We start from the raw sequence: 22,199 nt of genomic DNA, 5'->3' as shown, positions 1-22,199 counted from the left end.
GTCAGGATCTTCCAACCTATAGGAGGAACCTTATTATGATGATGATTAGCGCACAACAACTGACCCAATACCACGGAGCACATTTGGTGCTGGACGGCATTACGTTTGAAATTATGGAAGGCGACAAGGTCGCCTTGATCGGCCGCAACGGAAGCGGCAAAACGACATTAATGCGGCTGTTGGCACGACTGAGCCAGCCAGATGAAGGACAATTGATGATCAAGAAGGATACACGAATCGGTTACGTGGCTCAGGTGCCGGAGGGAATGGATGATTACACGGTACTGGATGTGCTGAGTCTTGGATTCAGGGAGCTTATGGCGTGCCGGAGTCAAATGAATGATATGGAGCAGCAGATGTCCGATCCAGACTGTGCAGCCGATCCAGATCAATTGGAGCGATTGCTGAAACGCTATGCAGCGCTGCAAGACCATTTTGAGCGTGAGGGTGGATACGAAATGGATGCCCGGATCGATCAGGTGGCGGACGGTCTGGATATTGCGAAGGAGCATTACGGATGGCGTTTTGGTTCGTTGTCTGGTGGTGAACAGACCCGGGTTGTGCTGGCTTCACAGCTAATTGTAAGGCCTGATCTGTTATTGCTGGATGAGCCGACCAACCACCTTGATCTGGAGCGGGTGGAATGGCTGGAAGGATTTTTGAGAGAGTACACAGGCACGATTGTCCTGATCTCACATGATCGCTACTTTTTGGACCGTGTAGCATCCCGGACGTTGGAGCTGGAAGATGGAGAAGCGCAGACGTCAGCTGGTGGTTATACGGAATATATGAAAGTGAAGGAACAACGACTGCTGCAGCAATTCGAGGCGTTCAAGGAGCAGCAGAAGGTGATCAAAAAAATGAAAGAAACGATCCGCCAACTGGAAGAATGGGGCCGAGTCGGGGGCAATGAAAAGTTCTTCCGGCGTGCGGCTTCCATGCGTAAAGCAATCGAACGGATGGAACAGGTGAAGCGCCCGGTACTGGAGCGGCGTAACGCCGACTTCGATGTACGTCCTACAGACCGTACGGGAAAACGTGTGGCTGTGATAGAACAAGTCGAAAAGGCTTATGGAGAACGCCAGATTCTGCGCGGTGTCTCGGGATTACTTGAATATGGCGACAAAATTGCCCTTATTGGACGCAATGGTTCAGGCAAAACAACGTTGTTCAAGCTGCTGTTGGGCGAGGAACAACCAAGTGCAGGTAACCTGGAGTGGGGTGCGCGTGTAGATGTTGGCTATCTGGCCCAGCAGGAGGAGCCTTCCAATCCGAAGCTGAATGTGCTGGAGTACTTCCGTCTGGAAGCGGGCGTGGAAGAAGGAGAAGCACGCGGCATTTTGGCCCGATATCTATTCTATGGAGCAGATGTATTTCGCTCGGTAGGACAGTTATCTGGTGGGGAATGGACACGGCTAAGGCTGGCACTGCTGGTGCAGCGCAAGCCGAATGTGCTGCTGCTGGATGAACCGACCAACCATCTGGATATTGCTTCAAGGGAAGCACTCGAAGATTCGCTGGTTGATTTTGAGGGCACGGTGCTTGCCATTTCCCATGATCGTTACTTCGTCAATCGACTCGCTTCCCGTGTGTGGGAACTGGAGAATGGGCGGATGACTGCTTATCTTGGAGATTATGAAGCCTATCGGGAGAAGAAGCTTGATCTGCAAGCCCACGCAGCCGCGGCAAATCAGGCTACAGCAGGAGCCGAGGCGTCACCCCGGGGCACTGCCGCTGGGGCAGGATCAGGAGTTTCTTCTCACGGGACTGCGGCTGCGGCGGGATCAGGCAAGCTGAACAATCCATCCTTCTTCCAGGCTGGGAACACTGGAAAGAGCCGTGACAGCGAGCGTACTGCGGAGAAACTGGAGCAGGTCATGGCACACCTGGAGACCCGGCTCCGGGAACTGGATCAACAGCTCGAAACGGTGGCGAATGATCCGCTTGCTTTGGAACAGATGTGGAATGAGCGAGAGCAACTGTCGGCGGAATACAATGAACTGCTCGCCCAGTGGGCCGAATTATAAACCATACGTGTAAGCTGGAAGGGCATTGGCAACAGAAACAGCAATAGCAATAGGAATAGAATAGGAGCTAGCATCTTGAGCAAGCAAGGAGGCTGTCTCATAAGTCATGCATTGGCTTTGGGACAGTTTTTTTGCGCTTCAGGGACGACTCCCAATGATTCAACGGATTCAAGTATCCGACATTCTAACGAACCGAGGAGATCCTATTGGCTTCAAAATCCACACATCGAATATCTAATGAACCACAGAGATGTTAATCCCTCATGAAGTGGATATTATCGTTGTTTTAGGCCGTTTTTTTTCCGTAATAGCATCTCTCAGGTTCGCTAAAATCTGTATTTCACATGTAATCACCATGTAAGGCTGGTGAGATTCGTTAACGCTTGAGTCCCATACTCTGGGAACGAGATCGGTAACCTGTTCTTTTTTACATGTCATCGGGAATAGTGTAACTTTTTTCCTTCTCATGCGTTAAATACGTTTGTGTGTATTGAAACGGCTCCTCTTAGAGCTCACAGAAAGGCAGGTTATCGTTATTTATTATTCATTGACTTATCGGAACTGGTCGGATGACCGGCAGGTGGAGACGGGGGTACTGGAGCAGGTGTCGGTTACTCGCGATGAGCTGTTCATGCGCAAGCTGGTCGATGCTACCCTGATGAAAAATAAGCTATGGGCGCATCTGTCCAATGAATGTGGGGATCGTCGGGAGCATGCAGTCTACGTGACCGAGTATGACAATCAAAAACCTGCAGAATACGGTACAGCGATTGCGGATGCTGCACTGGCAATGTGCAAAATGTCCTCTATGTACAGTGCGGAATATATGCTGTGGAATGGGAGTGCATTTCAGGAATTGGATTTGGCAGAATCCTCATCGTACACGATGGAGCTTGCCGAGCAGCTGCTGGACCATTACATGGTCCGGGGCGGTACGACCTATGAATTTGTGTATTCCGTGCTGGATGCGGATCGCAAGAAAGTGTTGTTTTTTATGAAGGAGGTGGATCTGTAATGGAAGAAAATCCCAAACCCAAACCCGGATCACGCGCCAAGCTGGTTGCCTTCTCGCTAATGCTTGCGGTTCCAGCTGTATTAGCCGGTTGTAGCAGCAATAGCGACGAATGTGACCCGGAATACGATACCGGATGCGAATATGACTCCAGCAGTGGGCACTATTACTACGGTGGCGGATCATCCTATCGGAGCAATAAGGACAGCAGCTCTTACAGCAAATCCAGTTCAAAATCGAGCGGCTTTGGCAGCTTCTTCCGCAGTTCGGGAGGGTAGAACCGATGAGGCATGTTTACCAACTGCCGTTCAGTCATGAAGAAGTATTTAGGGGCGAAACAGGGCAACAGGTTCCCTATCACCGAATGTATGGCAAGCAATATGCTGTGCCTGCATTAACGGTTTATACTCCTGCAGAGATGCGGGAACTGCGTACAGCAGTTGAGGCTGTAGACGGGATTTATTGCAAAGTCATGCGTTTTATCCAGCAGTACATGCCCGACTCCTTTCTGGAGCACCAGTTGGGTATACATCCAGGCCTTATTCCAGCGGCACGTATGGAGATGGTGACAGGGGGAATCACTCGGCAGGACTGGATTATTGGGGAAGCCGGGATTAAATGTATTGAAAATAACACGGATACCCCAACGGGGATTCCGGAAGCGGCTGCGCTGGAAGGCATACTTGTGGGCATGGCCGGGGAAGAAGCATTCACTGCGCCGTCTGCCGAGATGGATGGGTGTCTCCGGGAATGCTTTCACAGCTGGTTGGACGCCTATGCTCAACAGGGATTAAAGGGACCGGTGACATTTACGTCATTTGGTGAACATGTGGAGGATCGGACCAATACAGAGTACCTGATGAAACGGTGTCAGGAAGCGGGATTTGAAACGTTCTACGCTCCACTGGAGGAGCTGGAGATTATTCCGGGGGAGGCGCTCTACCATCAAGGGCGTGAAATTAACCTTCTGTACCGTCTCTATCCTCTGGAGTATCTGATCGATGATCGAGATGAAACGACGGGGGTGGACATCGGTGCAGCGCTGCTTGGGCTGGTACAGGATGGGCGCTTAGGGCTGATGAATCCTGCACAGCATGTGCTGATGCAGAGCAAGGGCTTCATGGCTGCGATCTGGTCGCTCTATGAACGCAATGAACAAACCCCCGAATATTGCGGGTTTCGGCTGTTTAACGATGCAGAGTTGGCTGCGATCTCCCGGTATCTGCTACCTACCTATTTTGAAGCTGGACCATTTGAATTAAGTGCGATGCCTTATGTGGCCAAAAGTTATTGGGGCCGCGAAGGTCGGGGCACCTCGCTGCTGGGTGAGGAGTCGGTTCATAATGCTGGCCAAACTGATGTCTCTAATCAGCTGGACGTCCACATAAAATCCAATATAACAGCTGAAATGCACGAAGATGAAGAGATTGCAGCCTATTATAATAACCAGCCTAAAATTTATCAGCAGCTGGTTCCGATGGAGCAAGCTGTGATTCAGACAGAGGATGGCGAGTACAGCGGCTATTTGCTTACAGGGGTGTTTGTCATTGGTGGACGCTTTGCCGGAGTGCTGCCCCGGATCGGGGAGAAGGTCACCGGAGATATGGCCTATTATTGTGCGGCTGTGGTCAATGAACGGATGGAAGATGAGGAGGAGAAATAATGGACAATTTGGGATTGAATCTGCTGAATGTAGCGATAGGTATTGGCATTCTGCTGGTTGTATTGGTGTGTGGGTATTTTGCTTTTAGCCAGTTGACCCGGTATAACGATAGTGAGGAAATTGCGAAAGGCAACGAGGCAGCGGGTATGTATATGGGCAGTAAATTGCTGGGACTGTGTATCATTGTGGGCATGGTGTCCTTCTCCACACATTCGTGGCTGGATATGCTGCTGTGGTCAGCGATGGGGATCATTATTTTGTGTCTGGTCTATATTATATTTGACTTCCTGACGCCAAAAATGCGGGTATGTGACGAAATCGCACGAGGCAATATGGCGGTTGCACAGCTGCTGCGTTCCATTATCATCGGCGTTTCCATCGTCATCGGTACGTTTTTGATGTAAAATGAACCCTAGTGTTTAATTGGAATGAATATTAATCCAACGAAGAAGGAGCGCGGCATCATGAGAAAAGTCATCATCGATACAGATACAGCTGGAGACGATACGATTGCGATTCTGACGGCACTGCACCATTTCCAGGTGGAGGGCATTACAATTACAGGCGGAAACGTACAGTTTGACCAAGAGGTTGAAAACGCCCTGTACACCGTACAGGTTGCTGGACATGGCGGCAAGGTGCCTGTATACAAAGGGTGCGAACGTCCGTTAATGGCCTACGGAAAGTCCCAACACCGCACGGTGGAAGACGTACATGGTGATGACGGTATGGGTGGAGCCCACTTCCCGAAGGCAGACCAGCGTCCCGAGGCAGGGCATGCGGTTGATTTTATCATTGAAAAGGTCCACGCACAGCCTGGCGAGATCTCGCTTCTGGCCATTGCACCCCTGACCAACATTGCGATGGCCATTCAGAAGGACCCAACCATTATTCCGGAGATCGCTCACCTCTACATCATGGGCGGAACGAATAATGCACTGGGCAATATTACGCCAGCCGCAGAGTACAATTTCTATGTGGACCCGGAAGCAGCCAAAATTGTATTGCACGCGGGCATTCCGATCACCATGGTAGGCTGGGAGATGTGTACCCAATACTCCGTTATGGATGATGACGATCATGCAGAGATTGCAGCTCTCGGCACATCGGGCGCTGATTTCTTCACCGCCATCAACAAAGTGGTTATGCAGTTCAACAAATCGGTACATAAACTGAATGGCACCACTCACCCGGACACCTTGTTAATGGCTGTTGCCGCAGATGAGTCGCTCATGACCCAATCCGGTCAGTATTATGTGGATGTGGAAGCAGCAGGAGAATTAACGCGCGGATACAGCGTTGTGGATATCAACGGACGTCTCGGCAAAGAGCCAAACGTACGTGTCTGCGAGGCCATTGACCGGCCGAAGTTCAAGTCCATGCTGCTGGATGTGCTTTCAGCTATCCAATAGGTTCAAGCTTGCTGGAAGGTGTAGCCTCCCTGATCCATATGAGATCAGGGGGGCTTTTTCGTTTGCTCAATCTAGCCTTGCTGCAGTAAAAAAGAGCGAATTCCGGAGGTGACCAGATCATGGTCTTCCTCATCTGGCAGGCCGGATACGGTAATGGTGCCGATTAGCCCCTCATCCTCCACAATCAGTGGAAAAGCACCACCAGCCAGCACATAGTCCGAGGAAGGCAGGTTAAAATCATGTTCAAGCGTTTTATTCTCGCTTCTCAATCGAAGGGCTGTGTGCCAAGAGCTGGAGGAAAAGTGATTCACAACGTTGTTCTTGCGTCGAATCCAGTCTTCGTTGTCGGGATGAGTCCCTTCCATGGCATGCAAAAAAAGACGATGTCCCTTGACGGTGATATCCAGGGTAACCGCCTTGGAACGAAGTTTCGCTTCCTCGACCAAATGTAGTCCGAGTGTGAGCGCCATTTCAGCATCGAATGTCTGAAATATCAAGTCCTTTTCTTCCTGCTGCATTTCCTTTAATTTTTCTGTCATCGTTAGGTTCAAATTAGGCAGCTCCTTTGCGTGTGTGGTTCATGTCTACATTCGACGTGCATCATGAAGTACCTGCTGCTGCGTGCAGGCAGGACGATAAGCCGGGTTTTTACCCGTTTACTCGTTCTTATACGGTCAATCATTTGGAGACATTGCTTCGGGTGTGTTAAAGTGAAAGTAACGTTACAACAGAATCCTTTGAGGTATACATAGGTTATGGCGCAGTCAGGCAGGAGGAGAGGCGATATGCTGTTTTATTTTATAGCACTGCTGGTTACCTTGGTTGATCAGGGAACTAAGATGGCGGTGAGGATGTATATGGAAGTTGGCGACACGATGAGACTTGGCGACTCGGGAATGCAGTTGCAGCATTATGAGAACAGCGGGATGGCCGGCAGCCTGTTCCAAGGGAATGCGCGTCTGTTCGGCGTAGTCGCCATTCTATTTATAGCGGGCATGATGTATTATCGGAGAAAAGGTGAAATTCGCGGTTTTTGGATGCAGGCGGGTGCCGGCTTCATGGTTGGAGGTGCGCTGGGGAATGCGATTGACCGTTTTATATACGCACGCGTAACGGATTTCCTCGTATTTCCGTCAGGACGCGGGATACTCAATTTGGCGGATGTTGCGATCAATGTGGGTGTTGTTCTACTGGTAATTGGCATGCTGATTCGCGCATTTCAGAGTTATCGGGCCAAGCGTTCACGCAATACTTTGCCGAAAATCGGGCGTTCATCATGAGGCAATCACAGCTTTGCTGTGAGTAATCGTAATTGAAAAAATGAGGGACATTGGACATTTTCCGATGTCCTTTTTTGTTATGCGGATAACCGGATGCATGGTCAGGGGGCTTGATTCAATTTTGTCGAAATCGTTTTAGGAATAATAGAGTACATTATAGTCAACGCTCATAGTATGAGTTTGTGGAAGGATTAACCATATGGTTAATTCACTAATTTAATGGGTAAATCTTTACGTATATAAGCTGAGGGAGGTACAACATGAGAACATCGCTTACCAAGGCACTCGGGATTATGCTGCTTTGTGGAATAACGGCTGTGCTTCTATCTTCCTGTACAAGCGGGAAAAGCGCCAACGGCAAAGTACAGATTGAATTTTTTCAGAACAAACCCGAAGCCAAAGGAACCTTTGACGAGTTAATCAAAACATTCAACGCCGAACACGCCGATATTCAAGTCACTCAGGTGAATCCACCAGACGCGGAGACGGTGCTGAAGACACGTGTGGTGAAGAATGATGTGCCCGATATTATGGCGATGGGGGCAACGGATACCTATTCCATTCTTGCACAGAGTGATATTTTCGCGGATCTGACAGACAGTCCATTGTTAAAAACGATCGATCCCAACTACATACAGATGCTGAAGGATGTCACGGGTATGGATAAAGTGACGGGCGTACCTTACGCAACAAATGCAAACGGCATCATGTACAACAAAACGTTGTTTAAGGAAATGGGCCTGGATGTACCCAAGACCTGGGACGAGCTGATTGCTACAGCCCAAAAAATTAAGGATGCGGGTAAAATTCCGTTTTACTTCACATACAAGGATGACTGGCAAACGAATCTGCCGTTCAATGCACTCGGACCTAACTTGGTCGGTATTGATTTCTATCTGGAGCGCCGCGAGAACAAGGTGACCTTCAAGGAGAAATATCGCGAGGTCGCCGAGAAACAGCTGGAGCTGATGAATTACGGTCACGGCGATAACTTTGGTAAGGCGTATTCGGATGGTAACCGGGCCTTTGCCAATGGTGAAGCATTTATGTACATCCAGGGAACCTGGGCGATCTCCGAGATTCGCAAAGCGAACCCGAATGTGGACATTGGTTTCTTCCCGTTCCCGACGGGCAACGATCCAAGCCAGATCAAGCTGGTAAATGGAATCGACTCCCTGTTTACCATTGCAGCCGACACGCCGCATAAAGAGCAGGCAGAGCAGTTCCTGGCGTTTCTGGTGGAGCCTGAACATATAGGCAAGTATATCAAGGAACAGACGCTGTTCTCTGCGGTGGAAGGTGTAAAACAGGACGATCCTGCTGTACAGGAACTAACCCCTTACATTGAGCAGGGCAAGGTTATCGACTTCGCCGATCACTACATTCCGGCTGCGGTGCAGCTGAATTCCATCGTACAGTCCTTTTTACAAAACAAGAACATCGACAACTATCTGAATACACTCGACAAAGAATGGGACAAGGTAGCGAATCGGCGATAATGCCTTGTCTGAAGGAGGATGGAGTATGAACAAGCGCATCGCGCCTTATTACTGGATGACGGTTCCGGCGGTAGTATTGTTCTTCATATTTATGACGCTGCCGGCCCTTCAGGGGATCTATTATTCATTTACGAATTACAATGGTTTCGGAAAAGGCTATGATTTTGTTGGATTCAAAAACTATTTCAATCTCTTTCAGGATGACAATGTGGGCAACGCCTACTGGTTTACCTTCAAATTTGCGATCGTTGTGACGATCCTGACGAATATTCTGAGCCTGCTCATTGCACTGGGGCTGAATGCCAAGATCAAGTTCCGTAACTTTTTCCGTGGCATCTACTTTTTGCCGAATATTCTGAGTGTATTGATTGTAGGTTACATATTTAACTACCTGTTCTCCAATGTGTTCCCGATCTGGGGACAGAACCTGGGGATCAGCGCCCTATCCACCAACATTCTGGGCAGCGAAAGCCTGGCATGGATCGGAATCGTCATTGTGGCGGTGTGGCAATCGGTCGCGTTGAATACGATTCTATATTTGGCAGGCTTGCAAACCATTCCGACCACATTATATGAGGCTTCAAATCTGGACGGTGCAGGCAAATGGCGTGAATTCTGGAGTATTACGTTTCCCCTCATTGCCCCATTCTTCACCATTAATATGGTGCTGGCGATGAAAAATTCACTGATGGTCTTTGACCAGATCGTGGCCTTGACGAATGGTGGACCAGGGCGAGCAACGCAGTCCATCTCCCATCTGATCTACACGGGTGGATTTGAAGGCGGCGAATATGCGTATCAATCTGCGAACTCGGTTATCTATTTCATCGTTATTGCGGTGATTTCGATTCTGCAAATCCGGTTCCTGCAACGAAGGGAGATGGATCTGTAATGAGAAGCCGTTTACGTACGAACTGGCCCGTCATGCTGTTGATTGTTCTGGGCACTTTGTTCATTCTGTTCCCTTTATATATGACGGTTACGATTGCATTGAAAAATCCGGAGCAAATGGCCCAATCCGTATTTGCCATTCCGACAATACTCCACTGGGAGAACTTTGCAAGTGCCATAGACATGACAAACTTCTTCCAATCGTTCCGTAACAGTGCCATTGTGACTGCATCAACAGTCATCCTGACCCTGCTCAGTAACTCCATGGTTGCTTACGCGATTGCACGGAATATGGAGAAACGGAAGTTTTTCAAAGGGCTGTACTACTACTTTGTCAGCGCGATGTTCATTCCATTTCCAATCATCATGCTGCCGATTGTTAAGCTGACCGCTTCACTGGAAATGACCAATCTGCTCGGTCTTATCCTGCTGCATACGGTGTATGGTCTCGCTTTTAACGTATTTGTGTATGTAGGTTACATTCGGTCCATTCCGGTAGCGCTGGAAGAAGCAGCCTTCGTAGATGGAGCAACAACCTGGGGAACGTTCTGGAAAATCATTTTCCCGTTGATGGCGCCGATCAGTGCCACGGTTGGTATTCTGACCTGTCTGTCCACGTACAATGACTTCCTGCTGCCGCTCATTATTATTAGTGATCCGTCACAATATACACTGCCGCTGGTACAATATGTGTTCCAGGGTCAATTCAATACCGACTTCAACCTGGCGTTTGCGTCGTACCTGCTGGCTTTGCTGCCGATGATCATCATTTATCTATTTGCACAGAAGTGGATCATTAACGGTGTGACACAAGGTTCGGTGAAATAATGAAGAAAAGGCTGACTCAATGTGTCAGCCTTTTTTTGTTCCTTTTTTTTGTTTTCGTGAGCTTCTGGTTTGTGGAGCAGCCCTGTATTTAAAAGATTGATTAAGATGGAAATCTGTGCTATTTTTTAGTCGTTAGTTTAATCGCTAAACAAAGAACGGTGAAAGAGATCAACAAGCCAATATGTAAACGCTTCAACCATTGGCGATGATGGATTCCGGCATACTTGTACTCAATCGCTACCCAACATGAGAAACGGGTGGCGATTTCTTTTACATGCGGGGAGGAGAATGGGGTTTGCGAGGGAATTTGGGCAGATGGAACTCGTTGCGCAATCAGATTTTTGTTGGATTTGTATTGGTCATGCTGGTGGTGTTGTTTATTGCGGGAATTGTCGCCTACGATCGAGTATCCGGTTTGCTGAAGACTAATGCAGAGAAGCATATCCATCAGACCGCTGTTCAGGCTAATGGCAGACTGGATGCCTTAATCGCACAGGTTAATTCTCTGACAGCCCAAGTAGCGGATGATCCTTATGTTCAGCGTCTGCTGAGCAATGAGAAAGGTGCAGAACCGGCTATGTTTAATCAACGTCAAGCGCTCTTGCAGATTGTGAGCAGCTACCAATCCTTTATGAGCGGTGTGCAGAGCTTGGAAATTTACACGACAAATTACAGCAGAATATTTCCCATGGATGACCGATCTTTGGATAAAAGGATCGGGCAGCACTGGATTGCAGAGGCAGATGAGGAGAAAGGTCGGTTGGTCTGGACAGGTCCCGATCCGGAAGATCCGGGAGTCATTATGGCGATTCGGCGAATCAACCTGATGGACCGGGCATTCGATCATGTGGGATATGTTGTGGTGCGGATGCAGCGCAGTTTTTTTCAACTGAATGATCTGGATGCAGAGGACGATGTACAGGACTCTATTCTGCTGGTGGATGCGACCGGAAGTGTAGTTACTTCCAATCTGGATACAAGTCTGGATGTGGAGGCATTGCTGAGCAGTGAGAGCTCAGTAGTCCAGACCCGGGAAGAGCCCTACATCGTTGTCAAACAGCATTCCGAAATGACGGGGTGGACACTCGCTGTCCTTACTCCTGTGAGCGAGACGACGGAGGGGGTATCCATTCTTCGTATGGCGCTGCTTATTTCCGGTCTGTTTGGGGTTGTATTGTTCCTCATTATGTCCTTCCTCTTGTCTACAATGATTACACGTCCCATCACCCGACTGATGAGGGCCATGCGCAGTGCACGCCCAGGAGCCATGAAGCCCAACCTAATGGTCAGCTCGACGATGGAGATTCACAAGCTCAATGAAGTATACAACCAGATGGTCTACCGACTGAACGAATTGACCCAAGAGGTGTACGAAAAGGAAATCATGCAGTCCCGAACGGAATTGAAGGCGCTACAGTCGCAGATCAATCCCCATTTCCTGTTTAACACACTTGAGGCGTTCTATTGGTCGCTTGAGGACAAAGGAGACGAGGAAATGGCTCGTATGGTTGTGGCGATGTCCCGATTATTTCGCTACATCATCTCCAGCCCCAATCAGGATGAATGGGTTACGATTGCGGATGAACTGGAACACGCGGAACGTTATCTTCGAATTATGGAGATGAGGCTGGGAGAAAGGCTGCAATGGGAGATTAATCTAAGCGATGCGATGCGTAGGGTCAGAATTCCCAAACTGCTCATACAGCCATTGGTGGAGAATGCCATTCTTCATGGGATTGAGAGCAAAATTGGACCAGGAAAGGTAAGCGTTCTAGTTGATTCTTCCACGAAGGAGGGGCTGGTTCGCATCGAGGTACAAGATAATGGACCTGGCATGGATGATGCTCGGCTTCAATCTGTTATTTGCGCATTGAACGGTGGACCTGCTGTTTCCGACAAGGGAACAGGGGTGGGCTTGATCAACGTCCATCGTCGGTTGAAGCTCTATTTTGGCAGTCAGCTTGGGGAATTGTGCAGGCTTTCCATTACGAGCGAGGTCGGTGAAGGGACCGTCATATGCTTTGAGATTCCGAAGGATACGGAGGGTGTATATGATTCAAGGTAGAACCATTCTTATCGTTGATGATGAGCCACGTACACGAGAAGGGATTCGCAAGACGCTGGAAGGTTGGTCAACCGGTCGGAATGAGATCCGAACAGCTGCAAGTGGAGTCGAGGCGGTGGCATGGCTCCAGGACCGGACGGCAGATCTTTTGATTACAGATGTTCGGATGCCTGAATTCTCCGGCCTGTCTCTTGTTGAAGCCGTACAGCACTTTCCAAGCAAGCCTGTCGTGTTGATTATGTCAGGGCACGCCGATTTTCAGTATGCACAGCAGGCCATCAAGCTCGGCGTGGTAGATTATTTGCTTAAACCAATTGAGAAAGAGCAGCTGATACAGACGGTAGAGAAGGCGCTGCAGCTCGGTGATGAGCAGCGGCGTATTCAGACCATGCAGAAGCTGGTTGATCCCAAGCTGCTGGATGCCAAGGAACGGGGAGACCAGAGACTTAGTCCCCAGATCAGTGAAGCTGTTGCTTATGTGGAATCGCATCTGAGCGAACATGTCACCCTGCGGGAAATTGCAGGTATGCTGCACGTGAACTCAAGTTATTTTAGCGTGCTGTTCAAGGAGCAGACCGGAATCAATTTTAGCGAATATCTGACACGTACACGAATTCAGCGGGCCAAAGAGATGCTCGTTCAGACGCATTTGCCAATCTCGGAGATTGCCGAACAGGTCGGCTATCAGACCGATAAATATTTTATTAAGGTATTCAAAAGCCTCGAAGGGCTCAGTCCTAGCAAATACAGACATTCCATTACGGCTCAAAAAGAGGAATAAATAACCACAAAATAGTGGAGTTTTTCCAAATCATCCTGGTCTTATGAGGGAGATGTACCCATGCTACAATTTTATTAAAGCGGTTACATCAACCGAATAACCATTACAGGGGGTTGGGAATATGAGAAAAAAGCCAATAGCAATGCTGCTATCCTTGACACTTATCCTCGCAATGTTTTTATCCGGATGCAGCAATTCAGGTTCGGATGGAGAGGGTGAAGCGAGCGGTAGTAGCTCTGACGGAAAAGTAACTCTGAAGTTTATGCATCTCTGGCCAGCGGGCAGCTCAGCACAGCAGAATAAGCTGGTCAATGAGATCATCAAACAGTATCAGACCGATCATCCGAATGTGACCATCAAACAGGAAGTACTGGAGAATGAACAGTATAAGAACAAACTGAAAATCCTGTCCGCTTCCAATGAACTCCCTGATGTTGGCGTCACCTGGGCTGCCGGTTTCCTGGAGCCTTATGTGAAGGGCAATCTGTTTGCCCCGGTGGATGACCTCCTGAGTGGTTCACTGGAAGGGAAGTTCATTGCCGGAACGACGGAAGCATATGCGGTTGACGGCAAAACCTATGCGCTCCCCATTGAGTTGAATATATCTCCGATCTATTACAACAAAGACATTTTTGCCAAGTATAATCTGCAACCCCCGGCCACATATGATGAATTTCTGAATGTTATAAAAACGCTGACAGACAATGGCGTAGTACCCATCGCTCTCGGTAATAAGGACCGTTGGACCGGCTCCCTCTGGTATATGTATCTGGCCAATCGTCTGGGCGGTGATGCATTGGAGAAGGCCATCAATGGAACAGGCAAGTTTGATGATCCTGCCTTGATCCAGGCGGCAACGGAAGTACAGAAGCTGGTGGATATGAACGCCTTTAACAAAGGCTATAATGGCCTGTCCAATGATGAAGGCAAATCGGAATTCATGAATGAAAAAGCAGCTATGTACCTGATGGGCACCTGGGAATTGCCGAACTATACGACCAACCCGGATGTGCCGCAGGAGTTCAAGGATAAAATCGGATTTTTCAAATTCCCGACGATGGATGGCGGCAAAAGTGATATTAACAGTTGGGTCGGCGGTCCGGGTGTAGGCCTGTTCGTCGCACAGAACTCCAAGGTGAAGGATGAGGCTCAGAAATTCGTTCAATATTTTGTGGAGAAATGGGGCGAAAGCTCTGTAACCGAAGCGGGTGTCATTCCGGCAACCAAAGTGGACACAGCCGAGGTACAACTGCCGCAGCTCTACACGGACCTGTTGAACGAGTTGAATCAGGCCAGCAGCCTGACATTATTCGCCGACGTGCAGATGAAACCGACGGCAGCCCAGGTTCATCTGGACATGATTCAGGCGCTGTTCGGAAAAGCGGTCACTCCTGAGGATTTTGTGAAGAATCATCAGGCAGCCATTGATAAAGGCAACTAACCGTACAACGCTCATAGGGAGGATATTGTGATGGATAAAGTCATGTCCAACCGTTTAGTCGCTGCGTTGTACGTGCTTCCCGCACTGCTGCTGTTATTGGTATTAATCTATATCCCGATCGTGCTGACCGGATATTACGGATTGATGCAGTGGGACGGGATCGGCGCAATGACCTTTATCGGTTTCGAAAACTATGCAAGATTGCTTCATGACGCTGCATTCTGGCAGAGTGCTTATCATACCTTTCTGCTAGCCTTGTTCTCTGCACTGAGCCTGATCGGTTATCTGATGATTGCACTTGTACTGTCAGGCAAAATTAAGGGAGCCAACCTCTTTCGGAAAATATATCTGATTCCGATGCTGTTGTCCTCCGTCGCCATTGCCCAGTTATGGCTAAAGATTTATCATCCCAGCAATGGTGTGCTTAACTCCTTTCTGGAAGCAATCGGGATTGCCAATCCGCCAGCCTGGCTGGCGGAGCCATCCCTGGTGCTGTATGCCCTTTTTGTACCCATTCTGTGGCAGTATGCCGGATTTTACATCCTGATCTACTACGCAGCGCTCAAGAATATCCCGGAGTCGCTGGTTGAAGCAGCTCGGATTGATGGAGCGAGCCCTTGGCAGATTGCCTTCCGAATCAAGCTGCCCCTGATTACGGAAGTGATCAAAGTGACCATTGTACTGGCTGTCGTCGGCTCGCTGAAGTACTTTGACCTCATTTATGTAATGACGGACGGTGGACCGAACGGCTCCAGTGAAGTGATGGCTTCCTATATGTATCATCAGGCTTTCCGAGGATTCGACTTTGGTTACGGGAGTGCCGTCGGCTTCTTCCTGCTCGTGATATGTCTGGTCGTCACCTGGCTGCTTCGAAAGGCTACGGCATCCAAGGACACCATTCAGTATTCTTGAGTGAAGTGAAATGAAAGGAGGTCCATCCCTGTGAAGACCGATACCGCGGTTCGGTTGCCAGCCTATCCGGGAACAGGCACGGGACCGACCGTGCTGAGAAGGCTCGGATATGTCCTGCTCTACATCCTGCTGATTCTGGTGGCGCTGCTGCAGATTCTGCCCTTGATCTGGCTGCTGCTGTTCTCGCTCAAAAATAATCAGGAAGTATTCGATATGGCACCGTTTGCCCTTCCTGCGACTCCGCGTTGGGAGAACTATGTGAAGGTGTGGACGGAAGGCAACATCAGTTTATATTTCTTCAATAGTGTCTGGATCACGGTGGTATCTGTCGTGTTCACCGTGCTGTTCGCGAGTCTGGTCACCTTCGCCATAACCCGCATGCGCTGGAAAGGGCGTTCTCTGGTGCTTGGATTGTTCATGGTGGGTATGATGATCCCTGTGCACTCTACGCTGATCCCGCTGTTCAGCCTGTTTCTGAAGCTTCACCTAACGGATCATCCATTGTCGGTGATTCTGTCCTACATCGCGTTTAATATGCCGATCACCATTATGATCCTGCTTGGATTCTACTACGCCCTTCCACGGGAAGTAGAGGAAGCAGCGGTGATGGACGGGTGCTCCGTTCATCGAATTTTCTTCCGTATCGTCCTGCCGATGACATCTTCGGTGATCGCCACGACGGCGATTATTAACATGATCTATGACTGGAATGAATTCATCTTCGTGAATACGTTCATCAGTACAGATGCGTACAAAACACTGACCGTTGGGGTGCAGAATTTTATTGGACAGTACACAACGGATTGGGGAGCCATTGGTGCGACACTGATGATTAGCATCCTGCCCATCCTGATCGCCTTCCTCGTCTTGAGCAATCGAATTGTGGAGGGCATTGCTGCCGGATCGGTCAAAGGGTAAAAGGGTAAAAGATAGAACTCATATGAAGCATACAGGCGCATTTGCGTCATTGAAAAAGTCGATTCTGGCCCCATCCACCTCCCCATACAAAAGGGAAGTGGATGGGGCCATTGTCGCGAGCTGATTCCATTGCAATGGGAATATGCGTGGAGTATTCCATGCATTGAACCAAACAATACAAAAAGCGGGTATGTGGAGGTGATGTAAACAATCTAAATGAAAAGATGAAAGTTCCTTTTTATGGTATTTCAAAAAACTTTCAGTTTTTTTTGCAAAACTACTGCATTTTCAAACTACCTGTGCTAACATACCCTAAGAATTAAAGCCCACACGGGAAAGGTGAGAAAATGACAGCAATATCCTCAACCCAAGAGTCCCTGCGTTCGGATGCCAAGGATCTGAATCTGATTCGGCTAACATGGCCTATTTTCCTGGAACTCTTCTTGTTTATGTTGATGGGGAGCGTGGATACGTTCATGCTCAGTTCGGTGTCCGATAATGCAGTATCCGGGGTCGGAGCAGCCAACCAGATTATTTCCATTGCGATTCTTGTGCTGGAAGTCATTGGACATGGCGCTGCTATTGTTGTGGCACAATATATTGGTTCGAAGAAATTGAGTGAGGCGGCACAGGTTACGGGTAATGCGATTACACTGAATCTGATTGTCGGACTGGTCCTAAGCGGAGGCTTTCTTCTGTTCGGAGGACATCTGCTTACACTGCTTCATATTCAAGGTGAAATATATGATTTTGCCCGTTCTTATATAAGTATCGTCGGAGGCGGAATCTTTCTTCAGGCGCTGATTAACGCGCTGGCCGCGACGATTCGTACGCATGGTTACACCAAGGAAACGATGTATGTTTCCGTTCTGATGAACGTGATTCACGTCATAGGTAACTACGCCCTTATTTTTGGCCATTTTGGCCTGCCGAAGCTCGGTGTGGAAGGGGCAGCGATCTCGACGGTTGGAAGCCGCCTGATCTGCTTGATTATTTTCTTCTGGCTGCTTTATCGGGTTATGGATGTAAGGGTGGAGTTCGGCTATTACATCAATCTTTCGAAGAAGTTTATCAGCAAAATATTGCGAATCGGTATTCCTTCTGCGCTGGAATCCGTTGTATATCAGTCCTGCCAGCTCGTCTTCACATTGTACGTGACCTATCTGGGTGCGGAAGCGATGGCTACCCGGCAATATGCAGGTAACATTTCAAGTTACATCTATCTATTCAGCATGGCGATCGGCATGGGGACATCCATTATTGTTGGCCGGTTGGTTGGTGCGCGACGCAAGAATGATGCATACAAACGTGTATTTGACAGTGTGAAGTGGGCGTTGCTCGCCACGATTGTAATCGACGTGATTATTATTCTGTTCCGTGTGCCGCTGATGAGTATATTCACGGATAATCCGGAAATTATCAAATTGGGTGCGCAGGTGATCCTGCTCAGTCTTCTGCTGGAGACCGGGCGAACCTGCAATATTGTGATTATTGGTTCCCTTCGTGCCGCAGGTGATGCGAAATTCCCGGTATACATGGGGTTGATCTCGATGGTCTGCATGAGTCTGCCGCTGGGCTACCTGCTGGTGTTCAAGCTTCACATGGGTCTCGCTGGCGTCTGGATTGCGATTGCCGCAGACGAGTGGACACGAGCTGTCATTATGTATTTCCGCTGGAAGAGCCGGGCTTGGGAGAAACATGACCTGGTGGAGCATGATGAGGAAGAGACCGTTCCGCAGATTGTTCCTGCCATTTAGGACAGCGAACGCTAAAATAATCGATTAACCATCACCGAGCAAGGGAGCAACGTTCCTTTGCTCGGTTTTATGGTTAGTTCACATTCGCCATCGCCAAATGAGCCATACATCTACGTTGCTGAGAAGTACAGACACGGGCATACTGGACATTTCTACAGACCGCAATAAGATCATAACCTGACCCCTAAGAGATCGATTGTTTCAAACAGTTGTTTGTTGAATCGTCAAGTATGAAAGCAATTTTTCCATCCGAATAAACGGAGAGCCGGTCCCGAAGTAACCGAATAAAGGGCTACGTCAGCTTATTCACCTTTCCGGTGATGAACTTGGCCTGTTTGGTGGTAATAAGTGATCGTGCCGAGGACCTTGACTCCTTCATGCTACTAATACGTGGGACGTTACGTTGCTTTCACAGCGGTGGTAACCAATTATATTGCAGAGCTTGATGAGAACGAATCCTGAATGCATATGAGATCAGTTAATGATCGTTTTTTCATTTATTTTATCAATAATACCTGATCCCATTCAGGACTTTTGTCCGATAATAATGATGCCAAAACCAGAGAAACCCCAGCTGCTCCGTTCAAAAGGCCTGCTTCATCAATGTATTGAAGTTTATTATCAATCCAGTTTATGTCGCAATATCCAAATATAGAGTCCGGCTTGTAGAAGTCCAGAGTCTTTTCTACAAGGCGGTCACGCATCATTCTTAAACGTTCTTCCCCGGTTTCGGAGTACATCCGTTGGATGAGTAGAAGCCAGCCTGAAAGGCCATGACAAACGGTTGGTGAAATCAGCCCTCCGTCCCTATCTATGCGTTTTTCCATATCCAGATATGATTCAAGCGCAAGGTTAGATAATTCTTTATTTTCCAAAGCATTGCCTGCCAACCATATTGCGCGTGCAATACCAGGAGTTCCGTAGCACCACGAATCTCTTGGATGCATTTTATTTTCGACATACAGATTACCTAATTTCCATTCTTCATAAGAAACCCTGCCAGGCCAGTATGTTCCATCTTCACCATTGACTTTCCACTGAACAAGCCAATCAGTTAGCTTACTTAATTCATCCTTAAAGGCTTCGGCAGGTAGTCCTTTAAGAATCGCGATGCTCATAAGTGCAATGGGCCCAGCTATTCCATGGGAAAGTCCTAAATTGAAGTTTCCAGAAGGATACTGTTTCGTCTCACTAGCATGAAATTGGCTACGAGCAGAAATATGCCATCCTGGGACGGTTTCTTCTCCTATTTCCTTTTTTGCACAATATAATTTGAACCAATTTACAATCTGTTCCCATACCTTTTTCATTCCCGGGCGATCATAATATGATAAAACAACTCTTCCAAGCCCACTCAGACCAAGAATCGTATCATAATCTCTGATTTTTAGATCAGAACTTCCCCAATTCTTAACTAGTTCATTAACTTTTTTAAGTGCTAGTTCTTCCATCCAAGCTGCAATACCCTTTGTCATCGACTGGTAACGGGTGCCTCTCCGGGATAGGGAACGTATGGCCGCTAGAACACCAGGTAAGCCGCCGTATAATGACAAATCATGCAACCCCGTTTGTTCCAGCTTATTCTGCAATTCCTTTAAATACTGATGCCCTACATAATCCCAACCAGCATCCGGTTGGAGATAATCCAATTCACCCATTAATAGGCAAATTCCGGAATATCCGTTACTCAGACTTTCTTCCGTCCACCGTTCTACTTCGAATCCATCAACTGCTAATATAGAATGTTGAGATTTCATTGAAATTTCACTTGGAGTTTTATATCGTTTTGCAACAGAAGCTAATGTGCTTGCAACGCTGTTTCTTAGGTCGCCTTCTAAGCTCAACCATCTATCCAGATTAGGGTTTATCACAATACTCAATGCTGATATACCTCCTCAATGTTGTTTTCCTGAAAGGTCTTAGCTTGTATACGATACATCTCTGCATACGTACCATTATCATTAAGCAATTTCTCATGTGTCCCCTGTTCGATAATCTCACCGTTCTCCATGACAATTATTTGATGAGCAAGGCGTGCAGAAGATAGTCGATGAGTAATGAACACACCGATCTTATCTTTCATTAAATCAAGAAATAACTCCAACAAATCTCGTTCTGCAACCGGGTCTAAAAACGCGCTAGGTTCATCTAAAATGTACAAATCGGCATTGCGCATGAAAGCTCTAGCTATGGCTAACCTCTGCCATTGACCACCAGATAATTGCTGACCTTCTTCAAACCATTTACCCAACTGCGTATCAAGGCCTTGGGGCAAAGAATGGATTACATCATCAATAGATGCGTACTTGGCTGCATTTAGTATCATTTCGTCTTGGTCCAACTGATCCAATGAACCAAAACCTATGTTATTTCTGGCCGACATTTCATAATGAACGAAATCTTGAAAAACAGTACCGATTTTTTTTTGATACATATTGAGATCGTAATCGGTTATATTTTTTCCGTTTATAATAATTTCACCTTCGTAATTGTCATAAAGTTGCATTAATACCTTCATTAATGTTGTTTTTCCCGATCCATTTTTCCCAACTATTGCTATGGTCTGTCCCCTTTGTAACGATAGGGAGATGTTCTTCAACGCTATTTTGTCATTCCCAGTGTACTGAAAAGAAACATTCTTGAGCTCCAGGCGTTCTAAGCTAAAATCACGTTGTTTGTTTTGTAGAGAAGATCGAGAAACAGGGTCAGATGTAGGTAACTCAAAGAACAGGAACAATTGCTCCATATAGAGATGGTTTTGGGAAAACTGCAACAAACTCCTCATTATCGATTGTATTTGACTTTGTGTAAGTACTATTGCCTGAATATACCCATACAAACTGCCAATCATCAGGGTACTTAACAATGTTTCTTGAATGACAAACCAAACCAACCAAAGCATTACTGCAAGCTCGAATAAATTGTAAATAAATGTGTATTTAGTTAGCTTTCCTAACATTTTCTTGTCTACTTTATAAAAGCTTTCGAGCAATTCAGAGTAACGGTTAAGTAAATGAGTGCTTAATTGAAAAACCTTGACTTCCTTAACTGCTCGATCATTTGTAAGCAAATGCGTCAGATACCATGATTGACGATATAAAGGGGTCCTTTTCATATAGATATCGAATTGTTGTTTGTTTAATTTGAATAAAGAATACAATGATGTCAAAGAGACTATGAGGATGATCGGTACAGTCCACCATTTCCATAAAAACAACCAAGTTGAGGATGAAATTACAGTGATAAGACCAGAGATAATACCCGCTAATTGGCTATATAGCTGATATGGCCGAAATGCTGCTTCCTGAGTTGCCCGTTTTAATTGATCGTTGATAGACGAATTTTCGAAGTCAGCAAGTCCAAGTTGTGTTGATTTTTTCCCGATCATGATATTTAAAGACTTCGCTAATGATGCTTCTAAATTCCCCTCCACATAGGTTTGTCCTGAATTAATGATTAATTTTACTGCGTACACAATAACAAACAAGATAAAAGGTATGCGTACTAGATCCGCTCCATCCATCAAAGCATATGAAATCCCATTCAACATATTTTGCATTACAACCAAACTAAAAAAGGGAATCAAACCTTGCAGGATATGCAATAATGCACTAATTACGAACAATACTTTATTAGTCTGAAAAATTAGTGAAAATAACTTCATGCTGCTTTTCGCTGAATTCCACATAAAGACTCCATTTTCCGTTTATAAT

The 22,199-nt window shown here is 47.3% G+C and carries 20 protein-coding genes; 17 read left to right on the top strand and 3 right to left on the bottom strand.

Annotation, left to right across the window (positions count from 1 at the left end):
• The first annotated feature begins 35 nt into the window (after nt 1–35).
• The 6 genes from abc-f (at nt 36) to JNUCC31_RS12910 (ending at nt 6,114) form a co-directional block, all read left to right on the top strand.
• Nucleotides 36–2,027, top strand: a complete 1,992-nt coding sequence (gene abc-f / locus JNUCC31_RS12935) for a ribosomal protection-like ABC-F family protein (protein WP_192271665.1) — start codon at nt 36–38, stop codon at nt 2,025–2,027.
• A 547-nt stretch (nt 2,028–2,574) separates the two neighbouring features.
• Nucleotides 2,575–3,042 (top strand): hypothetical protein, encoded by a 468-nt coding sequence (locus JNUCC31_RS12930; protein WP_192272975.1) that lies wholly within the window; start codon nt 2,575–2,577, stop codon nt 3,040–3,042.
• Nucleotides 3,042–3,317, top strand: coding sequence for a hypothetical protein (locus JNUCC31_RS12925; protein ID WP_192271663.1), 276 nt, complete (start codon nt 3,042–3,044; stop codon nt 3,315–3,317). Before JNUCC31_RS12930 ends, JNUCC31_RS12925 begins: the two co-directional genes overlap by 1 nt.
• Nucleotides 3,318–3,322: 5 nt before the next feature.
• Complete coding sequence (locus tag JNUCC31_RS12920; protein WP_192271661.1) at nt 3,323–4,702, top strand: glutathionylspermidine synthase family protein; 1,380 nt, start codon at nt 3,323–3,325, stop codon at nt 4,700–4,702.
• Nucleotides 4,702–5,106: a DUF350 domain-containing protein gene (locus JNUCC31_RS12915; protein ID WP_192271659.1), complete on the top strand. Its 405-nt coding sequence runs from the start codon at nt 4,702–4,704 to the stop codon at nt 5,104–5,106. Before JNUCC31_RS12920 ends, JNUCC31_RS12915 begins: the two co-directional genes overlap by 1 nt.
• A gap of 60 nt (nt 5,107–5,166) precedes the next feature.
• Nucleotides 5,167–6,114 carry a nucleoside hydrolase gene (locus tag JNUCC31_RS12910; RefSeq protein WP_192271658.1) on the top strand — a complete coding sequence of 316 codons (948 nt, stop codon included), beginning with the start codon at nt 5,167–5,169 and terminating at the stop codon, nt 6,112–6,114.
• Between the two features lie 71 nt (nt 6,115–6,185).
• On the opposite strand, the gene JNUCC31_RS12905 is transcribed toward JNUCC31_RS12910, so the two are convergent.
• Entirely contained in the window at nt 6,186–6,653 is a 468-nt protein-coding gene (locus JNUCC31_RS12905; RefSeq protein ID WP_192272973.1) for a heme-degrading domain-containing protein, read from the bottom strand.
• Nucleotides 6,654–6,694: 41 nt separating this feature from the next.
• On the opposite strand from JNUCC31_RS12905, the gene JNUCC31_RS33815 reads away from it, so the two are divergent.
• The 11 genes from JNUCC31_RS33815 to JNUCC31_RS12855 all read left to right on the top strand — a co-directional run bounded on the left by JNUCC31_RS33815 (nt 6,695) and on the right by JNUCC31_RS12855 (nt 18,486).
• Nucleotides 6,695–6,823, top strand: a complete 129-nt coding sequence (locus JNUCC31_RS33815) for a hypothetical protein (protein WP_267132509.1) — start codon at nt 6,695–6,697, stop codon at nt 6,821–6,823.
• Nucleotides 6,824–6,899: 76 nt separating this feature from the next.
• Nucleotides 6,900–7,394 carry a signal peptidase II gene (gene lspA, locus JNUCC31_RS12900; RefSeq protein WP_192271656.1) on the top strand — a complete coding sequence of 165 codons (495 nt, stop codon included), beginning with the start codon at nt 6,900–6,902 and terminating at the stop codon, nt 7,392–7,394.
• 260 nt (nt 7,395–7,654) lie between these two features.
• Nucleotides 7,655–8,893 (top strand): ABC transporter substrate-binding protein, encoded by a 1,239-nt coding sequence (locus JNUCC31_RS12895; protein ID WP_228469640.1) that lies wholly within the window; start codon nt 7,655–7,657, stop codon nt 8,891–8,893.
• 25 nt (nt 8,894–8,918) lie between these two features.
• Nucleotides 8,919–9,785: a carbohydrate ABC transporter permease gene (locus JNUCC31_RS12890; protein ID WP_192271655.1), complete on the top strand. Its 867-nt coding sequence runs from the start codon at nt 8,919–8,921 to the stop codon at nt 9,783–9,785.
• Nucleotides 9,785–10,612, top strand: a complete 828-nt coding sequence (locus JNUCC31_RS12885) for a carbohydrate ABC transporter permease (protein WP_192271654.1) — start codon at nt 9,785–9,787, stop codon at nt 10,610–10,612. The genes JNUCC31_RS12890 and JNUCC31_RS12885 overlap by 1 nt, the downstream gene beginning before the upstream one ends.
• 295 nt (nt 10,613–10,907) lie before the next feature.
• On the top strand, nt 10,908–12,677 hold the full coding sequence (locus JNUCC31_RS12880) for a cache domain-containing sensor histidine kinase (RefSeq protein WP_228469639.1): 1,770 nt from the start codon (nt 10,908–10,910) through the stop codon (nt 12,675–12,677).
• A complete protein-coding gene (locus tag JNUCC31_RS12875; protein ID WP_192271652.1) occupies nt 12,664–13,458 on the top strand; it encodes a response regulator transcription factor in 795 nt (264 codons plus the stop codon). Before JNUCC31_RS12880 ends, JNUCC31_RS12875 begins: the two co-directional genes overlap by 14 nt.
• 121 nt (nt 13,459–13,579) lie before the next feature.
• Nucleotides 13,580–14,899, top strand: a complete 1,320-nt coding sequence (locus tag JNUCC31_RS12870; protein WP_192271651.1) for an extracellular solute-binding protein — start codon at nt 13,580–13,582, stop codon at nt 14,897–14,899.
• A 30-nt stretch (nt 14,900–14,929) separates the two neighbouring features.
• On the top strand, nt 14,930–15,811 hold the full coding sequence (locus JNUCC31_RS12865) for a carbohydrate ABC transporter permease (RefSeq protein ID WP_192271650.1): 882 nt from the start codon (nt 14,930–14,932) through the stop codon (nt 15,809–15,811).
• 30 nt (nt 15,812–15,841) lie between these two features.
• A complete protein-coding gene (locus JNUCC31_RS12860; protein ID WP_379383797.1) occupies nt 15,842–16,729 on the top strand; it encodes a carbohydrate ABC transporter permease in 888 nt (295 codons plus the stop codon).
• A gap of 347 nt (nt 16,730–17,076) precedes the next feature.
• Nucleotides 17,077–18,486: an MATE family efflux transporter gene (locus JNUCC31_RS12855; RefSeq protein WP_192271649.1), complete on the top strand. Its 1,410-nt coding sequence runs from the start codon at nt 17,077–17,079 to the stop codon at nt 18,484–18,486.
• A gap of 497 nt (nt 18,487–18,983) precedes the next feature.
• Here the strand turns inward: JNUCC31_RS12855 and JNUCC31_RS12850 are convergent, their stop codons facing one another.
• Nucleotides 18,984–20,357, bottom strand: a complete 1,374-nt coding sequence (locus JNUCC31_RS12850; protein WP_228469719.1) for a lanthionine synthetase C family protein — start codon at nt 20,355–20,357, stop codon at nt 18,984–18,986.
• 5 nt (nt 20,358–20,362) lie between these two features.
• Nucleotides 20,363–22,045 carry an ABC transporter ATP-binding protein gene (locus tag JNUCC31_RS12845; protein ID WP_228469638.1) on the bottom strand — a complete coding sequence of 561 codons (1,683 nt, stop codon included), beginning with the start codon at nt 22,043–22,045 and terminating at the stop codon, nt 20,363–20,365.
• Between the last annotated feature and the right edge of the window lie 154 nt (nt 22,046–22,199).

The sequence above is a fragment of the Paenibacillus sp. JNUCC-31 genome (genome assembly GCF_014844075.1).
Taxonomy (GTDB): domain Bacteria; phylum Bacillota; class Bacilli; order Paenibacillales; family Paenibacillaceae; genus Paenibacillus.
The sequence above is the reverse complement of the archived record's forward strand: the minus strand, read 5'-3'. Positions and strand labels throughout refer to the sequence as shown.